Origin of the sequence: Streptomyces asiaticus (assembly GCF_018138715.1) — a bacterium.
Lineage (GTDB): Bacteria > Actinomycetota > Actinomycetes > Streptomycetales > Streptomycetaceae > Streptomyces > Streptomyces asiaticus.
In genome coordinates this window covers 10,056,963-10,077,470 of record NZ_JAGSHX010000006.1, presented here as the reverse complement: position 1 = coordinate 10,077,470, position 20,508 = coordinate 10,056,963, and the positions used below count along the sequence as shown (strand labels likewise).

Sequence of the window (20,508 nt, the reverse complement as noted above, 5' to 3'; positions counted from 1 at the left end):
GGGTTGTTGATGAACCGTACGACACACCTGCCGGACCGTCGGGCTGTGCCCGACCGGGACGAGGCGGCCACCACCGCGCCGGACCGTACGACACCACGGCGCCGCGCCCACTCGCGACACTGGACCGCCTGGGGCTTCCTCGCCCCGGTGACCCTCTACCTCATCCTCTTCTACGCCTATCCGCTCTACCGGAACCTCGACCTGAGCCTGCGCGACTACACCGTCCGTTCCTTCGTCCAAGGCGGCGCGCCCTTCACCGGTCTCGCCAACTACCAGACCGTATTCGACGACCCGACGTTCGCACCGGCGCTCACCCACACCGTGATGTTCACCGCTGTCTGCCTGTTCTTCCAGTACGCCATCGGTCTGGCCCTCGCGGTCTTCTTCAACCAGCACTTCCGGCTCTCCACGACCCTGCGTGCCCTGTTCCTCGTGCCGTGGCTGCTGCCGCTGATCGTGTCGGCCTCCACCTGGTCGTGGATGCTCAACAGCGACTCGGGCATCGTCAACGCCGTCCTGAACGCCGTCGGCGTCGACTCGGTGAACTGGCTGACCTCTCCGTCCTGGTCGCTCACCTCGGTGATCATCGCGAACATCTGGATCGGCGTCCCGTTCAACCTCGTCGTGCTCCACAGCGGGCTGCAGTCGATCCCCTCCAGCCTGTACGAGGCCGCCGCCCTCGACGGCGCCGGCGCCTGGCGACGCTTCTGGAGCATCACCCTCCCGCTACTGCGCCCGGTGTCCGCCGTCACCCTCCTGCTGGGCCTGATCTACACGCTCAAGGTCTTCGACATCATCTGGATCATGTCCAAGGGCGGCCCGGCGGACTCGTCCACCACCTTCGCCACCTGGTCCTACCGACTCGGCTTCGGCAACCTGGTGCCGACGTTCGGTCCCGGCGCGGCCGTCGGTAACCTGCTCGTCGCCGCCGCTCTCGTGTTCGGCCTGGTGCACCTGAGGGTCCAGCGAAAGCAGTACGCCTCATGACAACCACCACGACCCCACCCCGCCCGCGCCGGATACGCACCACTTGGTGGAAGACGGCCACGGGCCTCCTCCTCACCGGCGTCATGCTCTTCCCGGTCTACTGGATGCTGAATGTGTCCTTCACCCGCGACCAGGACATGCGCAAAAGACCGCCGGACCTGTTCCCCGTGCACGGCACGCTGAGGGGTTACCGGGCCGTCCTGGACCAGCAGCTGCCCTACCTCGGCACCAGTCTGGCCATCGGCCTGGGCACCGTCGTCCTCACCGTGGCGCTGGCCGCACCCGCGGGCTACGCGCTCGCCAAACTACGCCCGCGCGGCGGCAGCGTGCTCAGCTTCCTCTTCCTGGTCGCCCAGATGATCCCCGGCATCGTCATGGCGATGGGCTTCTACGCCATCTACCTCAGCCTCGGCTTGCTCCAGTCGGTGCCCGGCCTGATCGTCGCGGACTCGACCCTGGCCGTCCCGTTCGCGGTCCTGATCCTCACCGCGTTCATGTCCGGCATCCCCGAGGAGCTGCTCCAGGCCGCGAAGACCGACGGAGCCGGCCCGCTGCGCACCTTCCGGTCGATCGTGCTGCCCATGAGCCGCAACGCCGTCGTCACCGTGTCGCTGTTCGCCTTCCTGTGGTCCTGGTCCGACTTCGTCTTCGCCAGCACCCTCGCAGGCGGCGGCGCCCACGAGCCGATCACCCTCGGCATCTACCACTACATCGGGAACAACAATCAGGAGTGGAACGCCATCATGGCCACCGCCGTCGTGGCTTCGCTGCCGGCGACGGTCATCCTCGTCCTCGCCCAGCGTTACATCGCCGCCGGCGTGACCGCCGGCGCGATGAAGGACTGACCTCGCGCCGATCGCCCGTGATCCCCGCTGAAGAAACGAGTGACCTCCTCATGACCGCCGCTCGAACGGCATGCGGGCCGTCCTGCGGCTCCTCCCCTTCGACCCGGCAACGGGCAACCGGGCCGTCACCCGTGTCGAGACGACGCCCGGCCCGCAGACCGGGCGCCGGTACCGGATCACCGCGCTGTCCGGCGCCGAGGTCTTGGGCCGTCAGGCTCCGGCCCGGCTGCGCCGACGGCCGCCCGAACCGCCGGACCGCGCGGAACTCACCGAGGTCTGCCGTCGGCTGGAACGCTGGAGCTCCGTGAACTCGCCGCGACCGCTGCGGAGTTGGACCTTCCCGATGAGGCCCGCCACTGGAGCCGGACCGCCGGCACGGCCCAGGCCGCGATGCCCATAGCACTGGGCGAGCACCTCCCCGGACACATCGGCAAGACCCTGCCCCCCGGATCGAGGCCCACGAACTCCGCCATCTCGCCACCACATCACGGACCGGAGCTTAAGACCCTCCGCACCGCGTGCTCCGCCTCGTCGCGGCGATGCGGCAGGCGCGGGGAGCCCCGGGCGCCCGTGGGTGCGGCCGATCCGCGCGTTGGGCCACACCCACGGTCGTTGCGGGACCATGAGGATCTGGACGACCGCACGGTCCTCAACGGGATCGTGTGGACGGTCCGCGCCGCCCGGAAGTGTGCCCGAAGCCATGGACCCGGACGTGGACGCGGCGGTCGGACGGTTCGGCCGGCGGCCGTTCCTCCGCACCACGTCGATCGACGCCTCGAAGCGCGGGGAGCCGTCACCCGGCTGCCTCAGGAAGGACTCGAAAACAGCGGGTCAGACGAACCGCCGAGGTCGCGCACCAGGCTCAGAGGCCGAAGAACTGCACGGCTGCCGCGGCCATGCCACCCATCGGCAGTTGATGCCCGGCCCCGGAGACGCTGATGGCCTCCAGCCGCACAGCGCCGTCGGCGCCGGCGAAACGCTGTCGCGTCCAGCTCGGCTGCGGCTGGTCCGTCGAGGTCGGCGTCTGGCTCAGCCCGAAGACGTCCGTCCACTGCTTGGTCTCTTCCTGCATGAGCTGGAAAGGCACGAGTGTGTCGTTGGTGCCGTGCCACAGCTGCACGCGAGGACGGGTGCCGGAGTAGCCCGGGAACGCCTGCCGGACCAGGTTGCCCCATTCCTGTGCCGTCTTGTGCATGTTCCCACCCACGCACTTGCTCGTCCACGGCGGGAAGTCGGCCTCGTTCGCGAAGCAGCCAAAGGGGACACCCATGAACGCCGAGCCGGCCTTGAAGACGTCCGGGTAGTCGGCCAGCAGCGCGGTGGTCTCCATGCCGCCGGACGAGCTGCCGGTGACGAAGATCCGCTGCGGGTCGCCGTTGTAGTGCTGTTCCACATAAGACACCATGGAGATGACCGAGGCCGGGTCGCTGCCACCGTTGTGGTGTTTGGAGGCATCGGACCACACGTCGAAGCAGTTGCTCATCGCCGTCTGCTTCGTGGCGGTCGGGTAGATGACGACGAAGCCGCGCTGGTCGGCCAGCGACGCGAACTCGCTGCTCTGGTAGAACCCCGGCCCCGAGCCGCCACAGCCGTGCATGGCGACCACGATCGCCGGCTTGGCCGGGCGGGAGTCCGGCACGTACACGTGCATGCGCAGGTTGCCCGGGTTGCTGCCGAAGCTGGTCACCTCCACGAGCGAAGCCGCCGTTGCCTGCGGCGCGAAAACGAGACCAGAGACGAGGAGTGTCAAGACGCCGGCGACAGCCGCCAGCACGGTTCTGATTGCGGTCATGGTGCAACCACCTCCTGGTGATCACGAGATTCGCTCACGAGATTAGGCATGGCCATGACACTCGACAACATTCCGCCCAATGTTGGCCGAAGGCGCTCCCAGGCACTTCCGAGACCGGCACACATCCCGCTCGGCGTCCGAAATTCGCCCCTGCTCGCCCATCGCGATTCCCCACGTCACGAGGATGGGCGGCCCCCACAGGTCCGTCCGCCCGCCACCCGAACGCGCTGGCCACCGGGGGCGCCGAACACCTTGTGAAAACTTTCGGAACCTTCCTAGATCCTTTTCACTGGCCGCGACTCCCCCGGCGAGTCGATACCCATTTCCACCACGGCCCAACAGCTCTCAGGTCAGCTATGCGATGCAGTACCAGCCATCCACACAGGAACGAACAGCGGCCGGTAATTTCCGGAAGCATCCGACGGCGCCGGCCATTGACGCGCTCGATGAGCCGCCCACCATGCCTACCGTTCAGCGCACCAACGCGCCCCCGAACGCGGCAATGGCGAGCCGTAGCGGGAGCACTAGCCGCGCCGGGCCGGCACTGCTATAACCAGCACACTGGTTGAATCGTTTTAGCCGCCCTGCCGGCGCCACTTGGCCGATCCCCCTGCGAAAGGTCCTCAACGTGTGCGGACGCAGCAGACTCGCATCTGCCCGACGTGTGCTCGCGCCTCTTGGTGCCGCCGCACTCCTGGCCACGGCGCTGGTCAGCGGCAGCCCGACCGCCGTCGCCGACAGCGGACTCCACGTCAGTGGCGCCACCGTCGATGGCCGGGCCGAACCGCTCGGAGTCGACGCTGCTCGCCCTCTGCTGAGTTGGAAGCTGAACACCGAGTCGCGCAACGCCATGCAGACGGCCCACCAGGTCCTGGTCTCCACGTCCGCCGAGCGATTGGCGCACAACCAGGGCACCGTCTGGGACAGCGGCAAACGACGCTCCGACGAGTCCGTAGGGGTGCCGTACGGCGGTCAGCGGCTCAGCCCACGCACGCGCTACCACTGGAAGGTGCGCGTCTGGGACGAGCACGGCAGAGCGTCGGCGTGGAGCGCCCCGTCCTCCTGGGAGACGGCGCTGCGCGCGCCCGAGGACTGGGAGGGTGCGCAGTGGATCGGCCCATCTGATCCACAGGCCGGAGCTCCCCTGCTGCGCAAGGAGTTCTCGCTCGACAAGGAGGTGGCCGGAGCGCGGGCCTACGTGGCCGGTCTCGGCTTCCACGAGCTGCGCCTCAACGGCGCGAAGGTCGGCGACCGTGTCCTCGCACCGGCGAACACGCCCTACGACCGGCGGGTGCTGTACGACACGTACGACGTGACGAAGGCGCTGCGCAAGGGTGGCAACACCATGGGACTCTGGCTGGGCCACGGCTACGGGGACAACTTCAGCCGGTACGGCTTCCGTTGGAATGGCCAGCGGCAGGCGATCGCTCTGCTGGACATCACCTTCACCGACGGTAGCCGGCGTCGCCTCACCACCGACCCGTCCTGGAAGTGGTCCATCGGGCCGATCACCGCGGATGATCTGTACCACGGCGAGTCCTACGACGCCCGGAAGGAGCAGGACGGCTGGGACGAGTCCGGCTTCGACGACCGTTCCTGGGACGCCGTGTCAAGGGTCGACGCACCGCAGGGTGCTCTGCGGTCGAATACCATGCCGCCGGTCCGGGTGACGGACACCCTGAGGGCGAGGAAGGTGACCGAGCTCCGACCTGGCACCTATGTCTACGACTTCGGCCAGAACATCGCCGGCTGGGCGCGCCTGAGCGCCAAGGGTGCGGCCGGCACCCGCATCACCCTGCGTACGGCCGAGGAGCTCAACGCCGACGGCACGCTGGACGCCGCCACCAATCGGGATGCCGCTGCGACCGACACCTTCACCCTGGCGGGGACGGGCCGTCGCGAGACCTATGAACCGCGCTTCACCTACCACGGCTTCCGCTATCTGGAGGTCGCCGGCTTCCCCGGGACAGCGGGCCTCGGGGACGTGCGCGCACGCGTCGTCCACGCGGATGTGCCGTCGATCGGCACCTTCAGCTCCTCCAGCGAGGTTCTCAACCGCATCTGGCACAACAACCGCTGGAGCGTCCTCAACAACTCCATGAGCACGCCCACCGATACCCCGGTCCGCGACGAGCGCACCCCTCCGGCCATGGACGTCCAGGCCTATCGGGACGCCGCGACGCGCGAGTTCGGCATGGGGGGTTTCTACGCGAAGTATCTGCGCGACCTGCCGCCGGGCACGGCGCTGCCCTCCGACGACGTCAAGGCACAGTACCCCGACATGGCCGGCGGTCAGGTCACCCTGGCCTGGACCCTGTACGAGCAGTACCGCGATCGGAACGCACTGGAGACGGCCTATCCGGACATGAAGCGGTTCGTGGACCGCAACGCCGCCGAGGTCCCCGGGCTCATCTGGCCCGCGGACAAGGGCTTCGGCGACTGGTGCCCGCCCGATCACGGGCCACAGGCCAACGACGGCATGGGCAGCCCGACGGCCGGGGACTGCTTCAGTGAAGTCTCCCTGGTCAACACCGCCCTCTCCTACCAGCAGGCCCGGGCCACGGCGAAGGCCGCGGACGTGCTCGGGCACCGGCAGGACGCGCGCCACTTCGCGTCCCTGGCAAGCCGCATCAAGAACGCGTTCAACGCGCACTTCCTCAACGAAGCCGGTGATACGTACGGCAGCGGACGCCAGGTGACCAGCGTCCTCCCGCTGGCGTTCGGGCTGGTGCCCGCCGACAAGGTCGACGACGTCGGCGACCAACTCGCCCGAACCATCGTCGAGCACGACGACGGCCACCTGGACACCGGCATCTTCGGCACCCGCTACCTGGTCGACGCGCTGGCCCGCACCGGGAGGATCGACCTGGCGATGACCATGCTCCATCAACGCACCTATCCCGGCTTCGGCTTCCAGCTCGCCAACGGGGCCACTACCACCTGGGAGCAGTGGCTCTACCGCTCCTCGATGGAAACCCACGACCACGCGATGTTCGCCGGTATCAACACCTCGTTCTACACCGTCCTCGCGGGCATCAGGCCCACCGAGCCCGGCTACCGCGACATCGCGGTCGAGCCGCGGATCCCCGGCTCCCTCGACCAGGTGTCCGCCGCGCAGGAGACGGTGCGTGGCCGCGTCGCCAGCAGCTGGAAGAAGGCAGGGGGCACCTTGCGGCTGACCATCACCATCCCGGCCAACAGCCGCGCGGTGGTACGGGTACCTCTGACCGACAAGGACCACCGCGTCCAAGCCCCCACCGGAGCGAGGAGGACACAGGTCACCGACCAAGCGGTCTCGTACCGAGTCGGCTCCGGGACCTGGACGTTCACTGTCCGAGCCCCATGACATCCGGCACGCTGAGGCTGTTCGGCGGGGCGCGGCAGACGCCGGTGCGGTGACCAGCCGGCCGGACGGGCTCGGCGACGCCCAGCCGGGCGGCGACCGCGGTGTTGCTGAGAGCCATGATCTGAAACGGAACACGACTCACATGGCGACGAGCGAACTCAAGACCGACTCATCAGGAGAGGGCCGCTTGATAGGAAGTGCCGTTGCTGGTGGCGTCGCTCCGCAGGCGGTCGCGGGCAGCGGTGTCGCCGTACAGGCTCCAGCGGAACCAGTCCAGGAAGGTGTTCTTGGTCTGGGCGTAGTACCGGTAGTCCGGGGTCAGGTACTGGCCGTGGTCCGCCCCGACGTGAGTGAGGAACGCCTTGGGTGACGGGAGCTCCGCGTACGCGGCGCGTGCCGAGTTGTAGTCGCAGGTCGGGTCATGGTCACCGTGGATGAACAGCACATTGGCGTGGAGGCCGGCGGGGTTGCCCATGTCCACGGTGGCGACCGGGACAGCGGCGACGATGCGGTTGTCCGGCCAGGCGGTGAGCAGGCCGTGGGTGGTCATCCCGCCCATCGAGTGACCTGACACACCGACACCGACCCGGGTGTCCATGTGCCCGGCGAACGGGTCGCCCGCGGTGCTGTTGAGCGCCAGTGTCCGGGTGAGGACTTCGGAGACGTCCTTCGACCAGTTGCCGTTGTAGACGCTGCCAATGTTGGTGTTGTCGGAGAACGAGGGGGCGGGGCAGATGAAGCCCGCGGAGGCCAGATCGTGGGTCTGGGAGGAGTAGCAGTCGGAGTTGCACCCCATGCCGTGGCTCCATTCGGCGATGGGGAAGACGCCGTTCGCGATGGGCGCGTTCGGGATGGGGTTGCCGCCCGGGGTGCCGGCGGCCGGGTAGAAGATCTTCGTGGTCAGTTGGCGGTTGCCACGCGACCAGAAGAACTGGCGTACGCCGATGGCGAACTGCGCGGTGGGTGCCTGCCGCGGTGAGGCCATTCGTGGTGACAGGGTGCCGGCGGCCGCGCTGCTCCCGAGCAGGGACATGCCCACACCCGTGGCCGCGGCCGCGCCGAAGCCCAGTAAGGTACGCCGTCGCATCGACATGGGTGACTCCTTGTTGTTGTAGGGGCGAGCGGGTCACACAGGCGCCGTGCGCCAGCGTGAGAGGGGAATCCCGCGGAAGTTGCTCAGGGGGCCGGGCCCTCTGTGTGGTCCCTGCTCCCACGGGAGAGGGGCCGGGGCGCTCAACGGCTGTTGTTGGTCTGAGTGAGCACCACCGAAGGTGCTGGTCTGGTAGTCCTTGGGTGCGGACCAGCTGCGCGGGCCGCCCGGGTCGCTGCTGGTGGGACCGGCCTCGGCAGGAGCGGCTGACAGCGCCATTGTCAAGCCGAGCAGGAGAGTTACCGCGACGCGAACGTATCGCGAACGCGGTCGGCATCCTGGATGCATGGAAGGCTCCATGTGGTCGGCCGGAGGTCCGCCACCGGATGTCGCCTGTGTCCTCGGTATACAGCACGGCGGCAACGCATGAGGGGCCTAACCGGTACGGATGGTGCCAGTACTGCCGTGGTCGATCTGGAGGAGGAGCGTCGCAAGCGGGATCGCGAGCGGGTCCAGCCACCCGGTGCGGAGGCGGGGAGTGCACATACGGGACGGGCAGCAGGGGGCGCCGATACATCCCATGTCTCTCTAGGGGTCCCATGGGATCTTGGGGGCTGTCAAGAGGCCTGACGTCGAACGATTCAGGGGCCTGCGGCGACATTCGGAACGACGGCTCTGCGACATGGCGGCGGGCAGAGGTCAAACATCACATGTCGCCGACGATTTCGCCTCGCGGGACCACCTCCGGACTGCGGTTTCGTCGCGATCATTGAGCCGGTCCGGTGCGGGGTATTGACAGTTTTCGGCGCTTCCCTATCATCCATCTCTGTCCGATGCTTCGACAGTGATTCGAAATATCGAACATGAATTTCCGCCCCTGCGACATCCGGTGGACATACGACGCCGTGCGATATGTCATGTCCACGATGACCTCCAGGAGGAGACGGTGCAGTCTTCATGGGTTTCCGTGCCGGGCGGCCTGTCCCGCAGACGGCGTTCGCCCGCCACCTTGGCCACGGGCTCGGCGCTGATGTTGATTGCGGTACTGGTGGCGGTGTTCGGCCGACCGGCACCGGCGTCCGCCGCCGACACCGGCCCCTGTGACATCTACGCGTCGGGCGGCACGCCTTGTGTGGCCGCGCACAGCACGGTGCGGGCGCTCTACGGCTCGTACACCGGCAAGCTGTACCAAGTCAGGCGCTCGTCCGACAACGCGACCCGGGACATCGGCGCCCTGACGGCAGGCGGGGTCGCCGACGCCGCCGCCCAGGACTCGTTCTGCGCGGGTACCTCATGCGTCATCACCTGGGTCTACGACCAGTCCGGGCACGGCAACAACCTGGGCTACCAGGGGCCGGGCGGAGTCGGTGGCTCCGACACCGCCGCGAACGCGACGAGTGAATCGCTGACGGTCGGGGGCAACAGGGCCTACTCGCTGTACATCAACCCCAGGAACAGCTACTGGCGTGACGGCCACACGACGGGCGTCCCCACCGGCAGCGCGCCCGAGGGCATGTACATGGTGACCAGCGGCACGCACGTCAACAGCGGCTGCTGCTTCGACTACGGCAACAGCGAGACCACCCGCAAGGCCGACGGCCCCGGAGCCATGGACGCGATCAACTTCAGCACGCAGTGCTGGTTCGGCGGCTGCGCCGGGAGGGGCCCATGGGTCCAGGCAGACCTCGAATGGGGCCTGTACTCCGGGGGCAGCCAGTCCTGGAACCCGAACCAGAGGGCCTTCACCAGCAAGTTCGTCACCGCCACGCTGAAGAACAACGGGACGACCCGGTTCGCGATCAAGGGCAGCAACGCGCAGTCCGGGAGCCTGACCACGCTGTACGCCGGATCCCTCCCCGGTGGCTACAACCCCATGAAGAAGCAGGGGGCCATCATCCTGGGCAGCGGCGGTGACTGCTGCAACGGCAACACCAACCTCAGCGCCGGAACGTTCTACGAGGGAGCCATGGTCTCCGGCTACCCCTCCGACCAGACGGAGGATGCCGTGCAGGCCAATATCACCGCGGCCGGCTACCGCTGACCGGGAAGGAACCATCTCGTGTTGAAACCGGGCGGACGATTACTCCGCTTCCTCACGGCTGCCGCGCTGATCGGCACCGTCTTCACCACGGCCTCGGCCCACTCGGCCGCCCAGGCGGCCCCGGGCAGTCCGGCGCTCACCCCGCCGCTGGGCTGGAACAGCTGGAACAGCTTCGGGTGCGGGGTCACCGAGGCACAGGTCCGTCAGGCCGCCGACGCGATGGTCTCCTCGGGGATGCGGGACGCCGGTTACCGATACGTGGTGGTCGACGACTGCTGGTTCGACCCGCAACGCGACACCACGGGCAACTTGCGGGCCAACCCGACAAAATTCCCGAGCGGCATGAAGGCGCTCGGGGACTACATCCACGGGAAAGGCCTGAAGTTCGGCATCTACCAGGTGCCCAACGAGCGCACGTGTGCGCAGGGCGGGGGCAGTTACCCGGGGTCCACCGGCAGCAAGGGGCATGAGACCCAGGACGCTCGCACGTTCGCCTCATGGGGTGTGGACTACCTCAAATACGACTGGTGCTCCTCCGCCGGCACCCGGGACGAGCAGGTCGCGCGGTTCACGCTCATGCGCGACGCACTGCGCGCGACCGGGCGCCCGATCGTCTACAGCATCAACCCGAACAGCTACCACGCCATCACCGGCGACACCTACAACTGGGGCGAGGTCGCCGACCTGTGGCGGACGACCGAGGACCTGCTCGACATCTGGCAGAACGGCAACACCAACAGCTATCCGATGGGCGTGGGCAACGTCGTGGACGTCACCGCGCCGCTGGCCGCGCAGTCGGGTCCGGGCCACTGGAACGACCCCGACATGCTCGTCGTCGGCCGCCCCGGGCTGTCGCTGACCGAGTCCCGCTCCCACTTCGCCCTGTGGGCGCTGATGGCCGCGCCGCTCATGGCGGGCAACGACATCCGCACCATGTCGACCGATGTGAGCGCGGTCCTGCGCAACCCGCGCCTGCTGGCGGTGAACCAGGACCCGCTGGGCGCGGGCGGACGCAGGGTGCGCGACGACGGAGACACCGAAGTGTTCGCCAAGCCCCTGTCCGACGGCTCGGTCGCCGTGGGTCTGTTCAACCGGGGGAACAGTAGTGCGACCGTCACCGCCACGGCGGCACAGATCGGTCTGTCCGGCGGGTCGTTCACCCTCACCGACCTGTGGACCGGCGGCACATCGAACACGACCGGTCAGGTCTCGGCGAGTGTACCCGCACACGGTGTCGCCGCCTTCCGGGTGACCGGCGGCACTCCCCTGGCCGCCACCACATCCCGGCTGCGTGGTGACGGGTCCGGCCGTTGCCTGGACGTGGAGAACGCCTCGACCGCGGCCGGGGCGAAGGTGCTGATCCGGGACTGCCACACGGCCGCCGGCCAGCTGTGGACCACCTGGGCCGGCGGCGAGATACGCGTCTTCGGTGACAAGTGCCTGGACGCCTACGACCAGGGCACCGCCAACGGCACACGCATCATCACCTGGCCCTGCAACGGACAGGACAACCAGAAATGGACACTCGACGCGAACGGTTCCATCCGCAACGTCCACGCCGACCTGTGCCTGGACGTCGACAACGCCGGCACCGCCAACGGAACCCCGCTGATCCTGTGGACCTGCAACGGTCAGGGCAACCAGAAGTGGACCCGCACATGAGGAGACGACCACAACCCACTCGTACGGGACTCACGCGAGCGGTCGCCTGGGCGGCGAGTCTCCTGCTGGCCTTCGTCCTCGCACCCGCAGCGGTGTATCCCACGGAGGCCAGGGCGGACAACCCGATCGTGCAGCACGTCTACACGGCCGACCCCGCGCCTTTGGTCCATGACGGCCGCGTCTACCTCTACACCGGACACGACGAGGACAACTCGACCAACTACACCATGAAAGAGTGGCGGGTGTGGTCCTCCGCCGACATGGTCAACTGGACCGACCACGGCTCTCCGCTCAGCGTGGCCTCCTTCAGCTGGGCGTCCGCCAACGCATGGGCGGGCCAGGTCGTCAACCGCAACGGAAAGTTCTACTGGTACGTGCCGACAACGGAGCGCGCGACCGGCCGCATGGCCATCGGCGTGGCGGTGTCGGACAGCCCCACCGGACCGTTCCGCGACGCCCTCGGCCACCCGCTGGTGGGAAACGGCGAGATCGACCCGACCGTCTTCATCGACGATGACGGACAGGCGTATCTGTACTGGGGCAACCCGAACCTGTGGTACGTCAGGTTGAACGCCGACATGATTTCCTACTCCGGCAGCCCGGCGAAGATCCCGCTCACCACGGCGGGCTTCGGCACTCGCACCGGTGATCCCAACCGGCCCACGCTGTTCGAGGAAGGACCCTGGGTCTACAAACGAGGCGGCCTGTACTACATCGTGTATGCCGCCAAGTGCTGCTCGGAGTTCATCGCCTACTCCACCGCCCCCGGCCCGACCGGACCGTGGACCTACCGCGGAACGATCATGCCCACGCAGGGCTCCAGCTTCACCAACCACCCGGGCATCGTCGACTTCAAAGGCACTTCATATTTCTTCTACCACAACGGCGCGCTTCCGGGCGGGAGCGGCTACACCCGCTCGGTCGGCGTGGAGAAGTTCTCCTATAACCCCGACGGCACGATCCCGACGATCAACATGACCAGTACGGGGGCGCCCCAGGTCGGCACGCTCGACCCGTACATCCGTCAGGAGGCCGAAACGATCGCCTGGGAATCCGGGATCGAGACCGAGCCGTCCAGCGAGGGAGGCATGAACGTCGGGTACACCGAGAACGGCGACTACATCAAGGTCAAGGGTGTCGCTTTCGGCGCGGGCCCGTCCTCCTTCACCGCACGCGTGGCCTCGGCGACCGGCGGCAGCGCCATCGAACTGCGTCTGGGCGGCCCCAATGGAACGGTCGTGGGCCGGTGCGGCGTGCCGAACACCGGCGGCTGGCAGACCTGGACGACGGTGTCCTGCCCGGTCGGCGGTGCCACGGGCACCCAGGACCTGTACCTGCGGTTTGCGGGCGGCAGCGGCTACCTGGTCAACGCGGACTGGTGGCGGTTCACCGCCGGCGCCCCCACTGCCCTGCCGGGGCGGCCAGGCGGGTCCCCTCGTGAACGAGGGGGATTCCTACGGCTCGCGCCGTAGGTGCGGACGCCGAGCGGCATCTTCCCTCGCAGGGTGCCGCAGGCGGAGCACAGCTCGAAGGAGGAAACAGCGCGTTGGCGCCGTCGCCCGCGCGCACGCCGTGTCCGGGTGCCGCCTCGCCTGAATGGAGATCCGATGCGCCCCGTCATCACAGCCTCGGTGCCATTGCTGGAGCCACCGGGCTGGGCCACCGCGCAGCGGGCGCTCTTCGACCTGCTCGACGACGCCTGGCGCCGGTTCGCGACGGACTTCACGGAGGGCGACGGGCGGCTGAGGTACCGCGGCCGGCTGACTTCCCGCGACGGCGCGGACGACTTCTACGAGGCCTTCTTCAACTGGCCGCAGCTCTACCTGCTCGGCGGGCACAGCGATCTCCTCACGGCCTCCGAACGGCACTGGGAAGGAGTCACCCGGCAGCTGACCGAGCTGGGCATGCTCCAGGACGAGTTCGAACGGGGCTACGACTGGTTCCACCAGGGCGAGAGCATGCTGCTGTTCTACTTCCTGTGCATGGCCGCCCCCGAGCGCTTCGCCCGGCGGGCGCGCCGCTTCGCGGAGCTGTACGTGGACCCCGGGTACGGCAATTACGACCCCGCACACCGCATGATCCGCCGGCCGCACAACGGCAGCGACCCGCGGCGCGAGGGGCTGTTCGACGGCGACGCGTATCCCTGGCTTCCCCAGGAAGCCCGGATGTACGGCTTCCCCCTGGAGTGGACGCCGGAGGCGGGGTCCGACACCCCACCACCGGCCTGTGACCCGCGGCTGGGCGAGGAGATGCGCCGCAGGATGGGCGCGGGGGACACCGCGGTCAATCTGGCCGTGACCGGACTGGTCCTCAACGCCTGGATCCTCACCGGGGAGGACCGCTACCGCGATTGGATCGCCACGTACGTGGGTGCCTGGCGGGAGCGGGCGGCTGCCCGCGGCGGCGTCCTGCCGGACAACGTCGCCCCGGACGGCACGGTGGGCGGCCTGCTGGAGGGCCGCTGGTACGGCGGTCACTACGGCTGGTCCTGGCCACACGGGTGGTACAGCGTCGGGCATGCCGCGATCATCGCCGCCCTGGCCGGGGCAGCAGCCACGGGCGACGACTCCTGCCTGGACCTCGTGCGTCCCGCCCTGGACGAGATCATCGCCCAGGGCAAGGTCATGGCCTTCATGGACTCGGACTCCAGCCTACGGTCCAAATGGACCGTCCAACTGGGCGAGGACGTGGTCACCCCCACGCTGCATGTGCCGTTCCGGCACGCGGACCGGGGCTGGTTCGACTACAACCCGATGCTGATGGCTGTCCCGATGGCCCTGTGGCACCACTCCGCCTCGGCCGCGGACAGAGAACGCCTCGAACGGCTCCGTTCCGCCAGCGGCTACGACTGGCGCACGGTACGCCCCTTCCGGAGCAAGGAGGAGGCCGGACACGAGGAGCCCTGGTTCGCCTTCCTCAGCGGCGACGACCCCTCCTACCCGGAGCGGATTCTGGCCGCCGCGCAGGCCCAGGTCCGCCACCGGCTGGCCCGTATGGAACGCTTCCGCGGCACCGACGTGCCCGAAGCCGACATCCACCTGTGGCAGCAGTCGAACCCGGTCGTCACCGAGGCCCTGGTACAGCTGACCTGGGGCGCGCCACAAGTCGTCTACAACGGCGGCCTCCAGCAGGCACGAGTGCGGTACTACGACGCCACCGCCGTACGCCCGGGCCTGCCCCCTTCGGTGGCGGCCCTGGTCTCGCGCATCGATCCGGAGGCCACCGTCGTCGACGTGGTCAACCTCGATCCCCGAGCCCCGCGATCGGTGATCGTGCAGGCCGGAGCCTTCGCCGAACACACCATCCGAGCTGTCCACCACACCGTCTGCGAGGACCCTGCCTGGATCGGCGGCCTGTACGACTACGGCCACGGCCGACCCGCCGTCACGTCCGCCACCACCCGGGCCGACGCCCCCTGGCTACAGGTGGACCTGCCCCCTTCCACCCGGATCCGTCTGACACTCCAGCTCGACCTGCGCACCCGGCCGCCGTCCTACCGGACGCCGTTCGGCGGGCGCGACCACGGTGTGACGTCATGAACGCGCCTGATCCACTTGCCCCACCACACGGCACGGACCGGCCGTCGCTGACCGACTCCACCACTTCAACCCCGGGACCAGACATGCGTCGAAATCCAGGAATGGCCCTCGCGGCCCTCGCCGCGGCCGCTACCGCCCTCACCGCCCTCACCCCGACTCCCGCGAACGCCTCGGTCGCCCGCGTCGCCACGATCGTCGTAGCCCCCGAGGGAAGCGACCGCAACCAGGGCACAGCAGAGCACCCCCTGGCCACCCTCGCCCGGGCCCAGCGCCTCGCGCGTGGCCTGTCGGACACGTCCGACGTGGTCGTGGAGTTGTCCGGCGGCACCTACCGCCTGACACAACCCTGGAAGCTCAGCAGCGCCGACTCGGGCCGCAACGGCCACACCGTCACCTGGAGGGCGCAGCCCGGCGAAGCACCCGTCGTGTCCGGCGGCCGGCGGGTGACCGGCTGGCAACTCCAGAACGCGGCGTCGAACATCTACGTCGCACAGGTGCCGAAAGGCAAGGATTCACGGCAGCTCTATGTGGACGGCACCCTCGCACCCCGCGCCTCGATCACCATCTCGCGCAACGACGTCAGGGTGACGCAGGCCGGGCTGACCATCGTCAACCCCGCCCTGAACTACCTCGCCTCACTGCCCCGGCAGAACCGCATCGAAGTGGAGAGCCAGAACTCCTTCACCGACCGGTACGCGCCCGTGCAGAGCATCAGCGGCACCACCATCACCATGCAGCAGCCGGCCTGGAACAACAACAACTGGGGCTACGACACCATCGCCAAACCCTTCGCCGGTGGCACCCTCCTGCTGGAGAACTCCTCCTCCTTCCTCAAGACCGCGGGCCAGTGGTACCTCGACCCGGACGCGGGCCTCCTCTACTACAAAGCACCCGCCGGCCAGGACCCGGACGACAGCGACATCGAACTGCCGCAGCTCACCTCGCTGCTCCAGATCGGAGGCACCTACGACAACCCGGTCCGGAACATGACCATCGAGGGTGTCCGCTTCGAGCACTCCACCTGGCTCCAGCCGGGCACCTCGACCGGCTACGCCAACCAGCAGAACGGCGCCTTCATCCCGTCCGCGTACCCCCAGCCCACCGACTTTCTCACGTCCTGTCAGTCCGGCTGCCGGCTGTTCGAAGGCGCCCGCAACGGCTGGCACCAGATACCGGCGGCCGTGCAGGTCTCGGCGGCAACCGAGATCACCTTCACCGGGGACACCTTCACCCACCTGGGCCAGGTGGCCCTGGGCATCGGCAACGACGCGAACGCCCATGCCTCCGGCGTCGGCCTCGGCACATCCGGAATCACCGTCCACGGCAACACCTTCATCGAAGACTCCGGCGCGGGCATCGTGGCCGGCGGCGTGCAGCCCGACGCCCACCACCCCTCGAACCCCGCGATGACCAACAAGGACATCACCATCACGGACAACCTGGTGACTAAGGTCGCCCAGGACTACAAGGACATGTCCGGCATCCTGTCCACCTACGTCACCCACGCGGCGATCGAGCACAACGAGGTCTCCGACCTCGCCTACGACGGCATCGACGTCGGCTGGGGCTGGGGCGCCAACGACCCCGGCGGCAGCACGGACTACAAGAACCGCGGCCTGTACGACTACCAGCCGGTCTACACCTCGCCGACGACGCTCTCGGACAACGTCATCCGCTACAACCTGATCCACGGCACCAAGAAGGTCTTCCACGACGGCGGGAGCCTGTACAACCTGTCGGCAAGCCCCGGAACCGTCATGGAGGGCAACTACATCTACGACAACCACAACACCGTCGGTCTCTACCTGGACGAGGGCTCCCGCTACCTCGCACTCCGGCACAACGTGATCCAGGACGCCGGCGTGTGGGCCTTCACCAACGCCAGCGGAACCAATAACACCAATGACAGCACGTTCTCGGAGAACTGGTACAACACCGGCGCGACCCAGGTGGCGACCGGCGCACCGCACAACAACGTCCTGAGCGGTAACGTCAAGGTGAGCGGCGCAAACTGGCCGACGGCAGCGCGCCAGGTCATGGAACAGGCCGGCATCGAACCCGGACTGCGCGCCGAAGCCGGGCATGTCGCATCGGTGTCGAACGGCGCCGCAAAGAGGCAGCGGACCTCCTGAATCCCGTCCGGCTGGATGCGCAGCACCATCGACGAGCCGGGTGATGCGCGTCTTTGCACTGCCGGTCATTCTCGTACGGCGTCACTCCGCCACGACGTCTTGTCGCCGGCCGGACCCGGTCGGCTTGAACTCTCGCCGTGGTCCAGGTGCTGACGCAGCCACTGCTCCGTCGTGCTCACATGCATCAGCGCCGCGGCCTCGGCCAGTGCCGAGTCCCTGCGCAGCAGGGCGGCGTAGATCGCCTCGTGCTCGGCGATGGTCCGGTCACCGGCATGGTCGTCGACCATGCCGCGCCAGACCCGGCCGCGCAGGGTGCGGCTGGAGATGCCCTCCAGCAGCGTGGCCAGGGTCCTGTTCCCGGCGGCTGCGACAACCGCGCTGTGGAAGGCGGCGTCGTGCTCGTTGAGCAGCTCGACATCGTCGCGGGCGGCCCTCATCGCGTCAAGGTGGTGTCTGACCCCGACGAGGTCGTCGTCGGAGATCCGGGTGGCGGCAAGCCTCGTGGCGATGGGCTCGAAGAGTCTGCGCACTTCGGTCAGTTCCAGCAGGGTGTCGCCGTGGAGCAGTTCCACCGCCGAACTCAGCCCCTCGAGCAGCAGCGCGGGCTCCAGACTCGTCACATAGGTCCCGTCGCCCCGCCTGACATCCAGGACCCGCGCGACAACAAGCGCTCTGACCGCCTCACGCATCAGGTTCCTGGACAGACCGAGCTCCGTGGCCAGCTGCTGCTCGGGCGGCAACTTGGCGCCCGGCGGCAGTTCACCGGACTGGATCAGCTCCCTGATGCGGGCGATTGCCTTGTCGGTCAATGACATAGGCAGACTCCACACTCCCTGCTCGCCCATGCCACGCTAACAGGACCTCCCATGTTCCAAAAGGGACGGGAAGCCCTTCATGGGAACCCTCACTCGTTCGATGGCCATGCTCTTCGGCCTTCATCTGCGAAAGTGCGGTCCTGCCACCCGAACCATAGTGTGGTCGTTCGACTGCGCTCGAATGAACACATCCCATGTCACGGCCCGAGATCGCCGACGGAGGCTGCACTCTCGCCCCCTCACTTGACCAACGCCCACACCCCGGCACGTCAAGCAGACGACGTCGCCCGCCCTGCGGTTCCAGACCGCCGCTGCGGCCCGGGGTCATCCACCTCGGCCAGCGGCGGTCTGCCGGCCCACTGTCTTCCATTCGCCGCATGCTCTTCCGGGCGGGCGGCATTACGACCACGGTGAGGTCCGCCGCTGGTCGTCGCAATGTCGGCGGGCACCAGTCGGCCGGCCTCGCGCGGCGCTCCCGCCGCAGCCGGCGCTCGGGGGACGCGGCGCCCATGTTGTCGTTGGCGGCGAACGCCCCGCCCACGTCGGGGTGTTCGCCAGCAGTGCGGCCACGGCGGCGGCTCCGCTGGGCTCGGCGAAGTCCCCCTCCTGCGGCGGGACGGATCGAGGCCGCCCGCCAGCATGGCGTCCCGGTAGCCGCGGTACCGGGCGCGTCCGGCCTCGGTGTCCAGACGCCCGCAGATCGCGGTTGGGTACCCAACCGAGTTGCCGGACGGCCCGCTCGACCGCCTCGCGTTTGGCGCGGCTGACGTGCGGTGCGTTGTTGATCGCGCGCAAAGCCACGGAGCGGGAGACCGGTCACCTCGTCGAGCGTCGGCTGCCGGCGCACCGCGTGCTCGCCCTGTGAAGGGCGAGTTGTACGTCGACCCTTGACAGCTTCACCAGCCCGCAACACGATACCCCCACACCCCAATTGCTCTCAGCGCGATGGGGAGCGCTTCAAATGGGAGCGCTCCCATATTCGCAGCGACCTTCGCCCGGTCGTCCCAGCCGGAGAGTCGTCAGGCACAACGGGGCCTCGTACCACCGCACTTCCTCAGCGCGTCGCTCACTCATGACCGAGAGCGTGCGACGCACCCCTGCCAGGAAACCGAGGTACAGTCATGCGCCACAGGCTCCGCGCCCTGGTGGCAGCGCTCTTCGCTCTACCGCTGGCGCTCGCCATCGCACCGTCCGCCCACGCGGCCGACCCGACCACCATGACCAACGGGTTCTACGTGGACCCCGACTCCAGCGCGAAGAGGTGGGTCGCCGCCAACCCCGGCGACGGCCGGACGCCCGCGATCAACGCCTCCATCGCCAATACCCCGACGGCCCGCTGGTTCGGCTCCTGGAGCGGCACCATCGGCACCGCCACCGGCGCATACGTGGGCGCCGCGGATAATGGTGACAAACTACCCATTCTCGTCGCCTACAACATATACAACCGCGACTACTGCGGCGGGCACTCCGCGGGCGGGGCCGCTTCGCCGTCCGCCTACGCGACCTGGATCGCCCAGTTCGCCGGCGGGATCGCCAACCGCCCGGCTGTCGTCATCCTCGAACCCGACTCTCTCGGGGACTACGGTTGCATGACCCAGGCTCAGATCGACGAACGCGAGGGCATGCTCACCGGTGCCCTCGCCCAGTTCAACCGTCAGGCCCCCAACACCTGGGTCTACCTCGACGCCGGCAACCCGGGCTGGGCGGACCCGGCGACCATGGCCCGGCGACTCCACGAAGCCGGCCTCCGACAGGCCCACGGCTTCTCCCTCAACGTCTCCAACTACTTCACCACGGCCGAGAACACCGCCTACGGCAACGCCGTCAACAGTGAACTCAACGCCCGCTACGGCTACACCAAGCCGTTCGTCGTGGACACCAGCCGCAACGGCAACGGCTCCAACGGCCAGTGGTGCAATCCCTCGGGCCGCCGTATCGGCGCCCCCACCCAGCTGGGCGGAGGCGCCGAGATGCTCTTGTGGATCAAGGTCCCGGGCGAGTCCGACGGCAATTGCGGCGTCGGAGCCGGCTCCTCGGCCGGACAGTTCCTCCCCGAGGCCGCCTACAAGATGATCTACGGCTACTGATCCACCACGGTTTGGTTCATGTCATTGAGCCCGCTGCCGTGCAGCATCACCACGATGGGCAGCGGGCCCTTGACGCCACCCGGGTAGGTGAGTTCGCCGTTGGTGACCCAGCCCTTGCCGAAGTGGCCAGCCTGCGCAACGCCAGCACACACGTCACCGAGCTGACCGCGCG

At 68.3% G+C, this 20,508-nt stretch carries 14 protein-coding genes and 1 pseudogene; 9 read left to right on the top strand and 6 right to left on the bottom strand.

All coding sequences use genetic code 11. The features are described 5' to 3' along the window. Positions 1 to 9: 9 nt before the first annotated feature. Both KHP12_RS50130 and KHP12_RS50125 read left to right on the top strand, forming a co-directional pair. Positions 10 to 987, top strand: a complete 978-nt coding sequence (locus tag KHP12_RS50130; protein ID WP_086881858.1) for a carbohydrate ABC transporter permease — start codon at positions 10 to 12, stop codon at positions 985 to 987. Next, positions 984 to 1,832: a carbohydrate ABC transporter permease gene (locus KHP12_RS50125; protein ID WP_086881857.1), complete on the top strand. Its 849-nt coding sequence runs from the start codon at positions 984 to 986 to the stop codon at positions 1,830 to 1,832. Before KHP12_RS50130 ends, KHP12_RS50125 begins: the two co-directional genes overlap by 4 nt. A gap of 862 nt (positions 1,833 to 2,694) precedes the next feature. Here the strand turns inward: KHP12_RS50125 and KHP12_RS50120 are convergent. Beyond that, entirely contained in the window at positions 2,695 to 3,624 is a 930-nt protein-coding gene (locus tag KHP12_RS50120; protein WP_086881856.1) for an extracellular catalytic domain type 1 short-chain-length polyhydroxyalkanoate depolymerase, read from the bottom strand. Between the two features lie 628 nt (positions 3,625 to 4,252). On the opposite strand from KHP12_RS50120, the gene KHP12_RS50115 reads away from it, so the two are divergent. Next, complete coding sequence (locus KHP12_RS50115) at positions 4,253 to 6,970, top strand: family 78 glycoside hydrolase catalytic domain (RefSeq protein ID WP_420878070.1); 2,718 nt, start codon at positions 4,253 to 4,255, stop codon at positions 6,968 to 6,970. Here the strand turns inward: KHP12_RS50115 and KHP12_RS50110 are convergent. Further along, positions 6,951 to 7,088, bottom strand: coding sequence for a hypothetical protein (locus KHP12_RS50110; RefSeq protein ID WP_167442497.1), 138 nt, complete (start codon positions 7,086 to 7,088; stop codon positions 6,951 to 6,953). The genes KHP12_RS50115 and KHP12_RS50110 overlap by 20 nt on opposite strands. Before the next feature lie 54 nt (positions 7,089 to 7,142). After that, positions 7,143 to 8,063 (bottom strand): alpha/beta hydrolase family protein, encoded by a 921-nt coding sequence (locus KHP12_RS50105; RefSeq protein WP_086881855.1) that lies wholly within the window; start codon positions 8,061 to 8,063, stop codon positions 7,143 to 7,145. 1,087 nt (positions 8,064 to 9,150) lie between these two features. On the opposite strand from KHP12_RS50105, the pseudogene KHP12_RS50100 reads away from it, so the two are divergent. From KHP12_RS50100 to KHP12_RS50080, 5 genes and pseudogenes are all read left to right on the top strand, one after another. Further along, positions 9,151 to 10,101: pseudogene (locus KHP12_RS50100) on the top strand (arabinofuranosidase catalytic domain-containing protein); the annotation flags it as partial. Between the two features lie 18 nt (positions 10,102 to 10,119). Continuing rightward, positions 10,120 to 11,763, top strand: coding sequence for a glycoside hydrolase family 27 protein (locus KHP12_RS50095; protein ID WP_211834811.1), 1,644 nt, complete (start codon positions 10,120 to 10,122; stop codon positions 11,761 to 11,763). Next, complete coding sequence (locus KHP12_RS50090) at positions 11,760 to 13,235, top strand: glycoside hydrolase family 43 protein (protein ID WP_211834810.1); 1,476 nt, start codon at positions 11,760 to 11,762, stop codon at positions 13,233 to 13,235. The genes KHP12_RS50095 and KHP12_RS50090 overlap by 4 nt, the downstream gene beginning before the upstream one ends. Positions 13,236 to 13,370: 135 nt before the next feature. Beyond that, on the top strand, positions 13,371 to 15,302 hold the full coding sequence (locus KHP12_RS50085; RefSeq protein ID WP_211834809.1) for a DUF8034 domain-containing protein: 1,932 nt from the start codon (positions 13,371 to 13,373) through the stop codon (positions 15,300 to 15,302). A gap of 101 nt (positions 15,303 to 15,403) precedes the next feature. Continuing rightward, positions 15,404 to 17,434, top strand: a complete 2,031-nt coding sequence (locus KHP12_RS50080) for a right-handed parallel beta-helix repeat-containing protein (protein ID WP_211834808.1) — start codon at positions 15,404 to 15,406, stop codon at positions 17,432 to 17,434. A 65-nt stretch (positions 17,435 to 17,499) separates the two neighbouring features. Here the strand turns inward: KHP12_RS50080 and KHP12_RS50075 are convergent, their stop codons facing one another. Together KHP12_RS50075 and KHP12_RS50070 are read right to left on the bottom strand one after the other, a co-directional pair. Next, the gene (locus tag KHP12_RS50075; RefSeq protein ID WP_211834807.1) at positions 17,500 to 18,249 is read right to left on the bottom strand and encodes a FadR/GntR family transcriptional regulator; all 750 of its coding nucleotides are present in this window, start codon (positions 18,247 to 18,249) and stop codon (positions 17,500 to 17,502) included. A gap of 399 nt (positions 18,250 to 18,648) precedes the next feature. Next, entirely contained in the window at positions 18,649 to 19,050 is a 402-nt protein-coding gene (locus KHP12_RS50070) for a helix-turn-helix domain-containing protein (protein ID WP_372455290.1), read from the bottom strand. Between the two features lie 320 nt (positions 19,051 to 19,370). Here KHP12_RS50070 and KHP12_RS50065 point away from each other — a divergent pair, with 320 nt between their 5' ends. Then, positions 19,371 to 20,336 (top strand): glycoside hydrolase family 6 protein, encoded by a 966-nt coding sequence (locus tag KHP12_RS50065; RefSeq protein ID WP_211834806.1) that lies wholly within the window; start codon positions 19,371 to 19,373, stop codon positions 20,334 to 20,336. Here KHP12_RS50065 and KHP12_RS50060 read toward each other — a convergent pair. Then, the gene (locus tag KHP12_RS50060; RefSeq protein WP_211834805.1) at positions 20,330 to 20,488 is read right to left on the bottom strand and encodes a hypothetical protein; all 159 of its coding nucleotides are present in this window, start codon (positions 20,486 to 20,488) and stop codon (positions 20,330 to 20,332) included. The genes KHP12_RS50065 and KHP12_RS50060 overlap by 7 nt on opposite strands. Positions 20,489 to 20,508 lie beyond the last annotated feature (20 nt).

Coding starts and splice junctions, on each gene's coding strand:
- KHP12_RS50090 (WP_211834810.1), top strand. CDS start 11,760: ATGAGGAGACGACCACAACCCACTCGTACGGGACTCACGCGAGCGGTC.
- KHP12_RS50065 (WP_211834806.1), top strand. CDS start 19,371: ATGCGCCACAGGCTCCGCGCCCTGGTGGCAGCGCTCTTCGCTCTACCG.
- KHP12_RS50085 (WP_211834809.1), top strand. CDS start 13,371: ATGCGCCCCGTCATCACAGCCTCGGTGCCATTGCTGGAGCCACCGGGC.
- KHP12_RS50105 (WP_086881855.1), bottom strand. CDS start 8,063: ATGTCGATGCGACGGCGTACCTTACTGGGCTTCGGCGCGGCCGCGGCC.
- KHP12_RS50110 (WP_167442497.1), bottom strand. CDS start 7,088: ATGGCTCTCAGCAACACCGCGGTCGCCGCCCGGCTGGGCGTCGCCGAG.
- KHP12_RS50080 (WP_211834808.1), top strand. CDS start 15,404: ATGGCCCTCGCGGCCCTCGCCGCGGCCGCTACCGCCCTCACCGCCCTC.
- KHP12_RS50125 (WP_086881857.1), top strand. CDS start 984: ATGACAACCACCACGACCCCACCCCGCCCGCGCCGGATACGCACCACT.
- KHP12_RS50075 (WP_211834807.1), bottom strand. CDS start 18,249: ATGTCATTGACCGACAAGGCAATCGCCCGCATCAGGGAGCTGATCCAG.
- KHP12_RS50130 (WP_086881858.1), top strand. CDS start 10: ATGAACCGTACGACACACCTGCCGGACCGTCGGGCTGTGCCCGACCGG.
- KHP12_RS50120 (WP_086881856.1), bottom strand. CDS start 3,624: ATGACCGCAATCAGAACCGTGCTGGCGGCTGTCGCCGGCGTCTTGACA.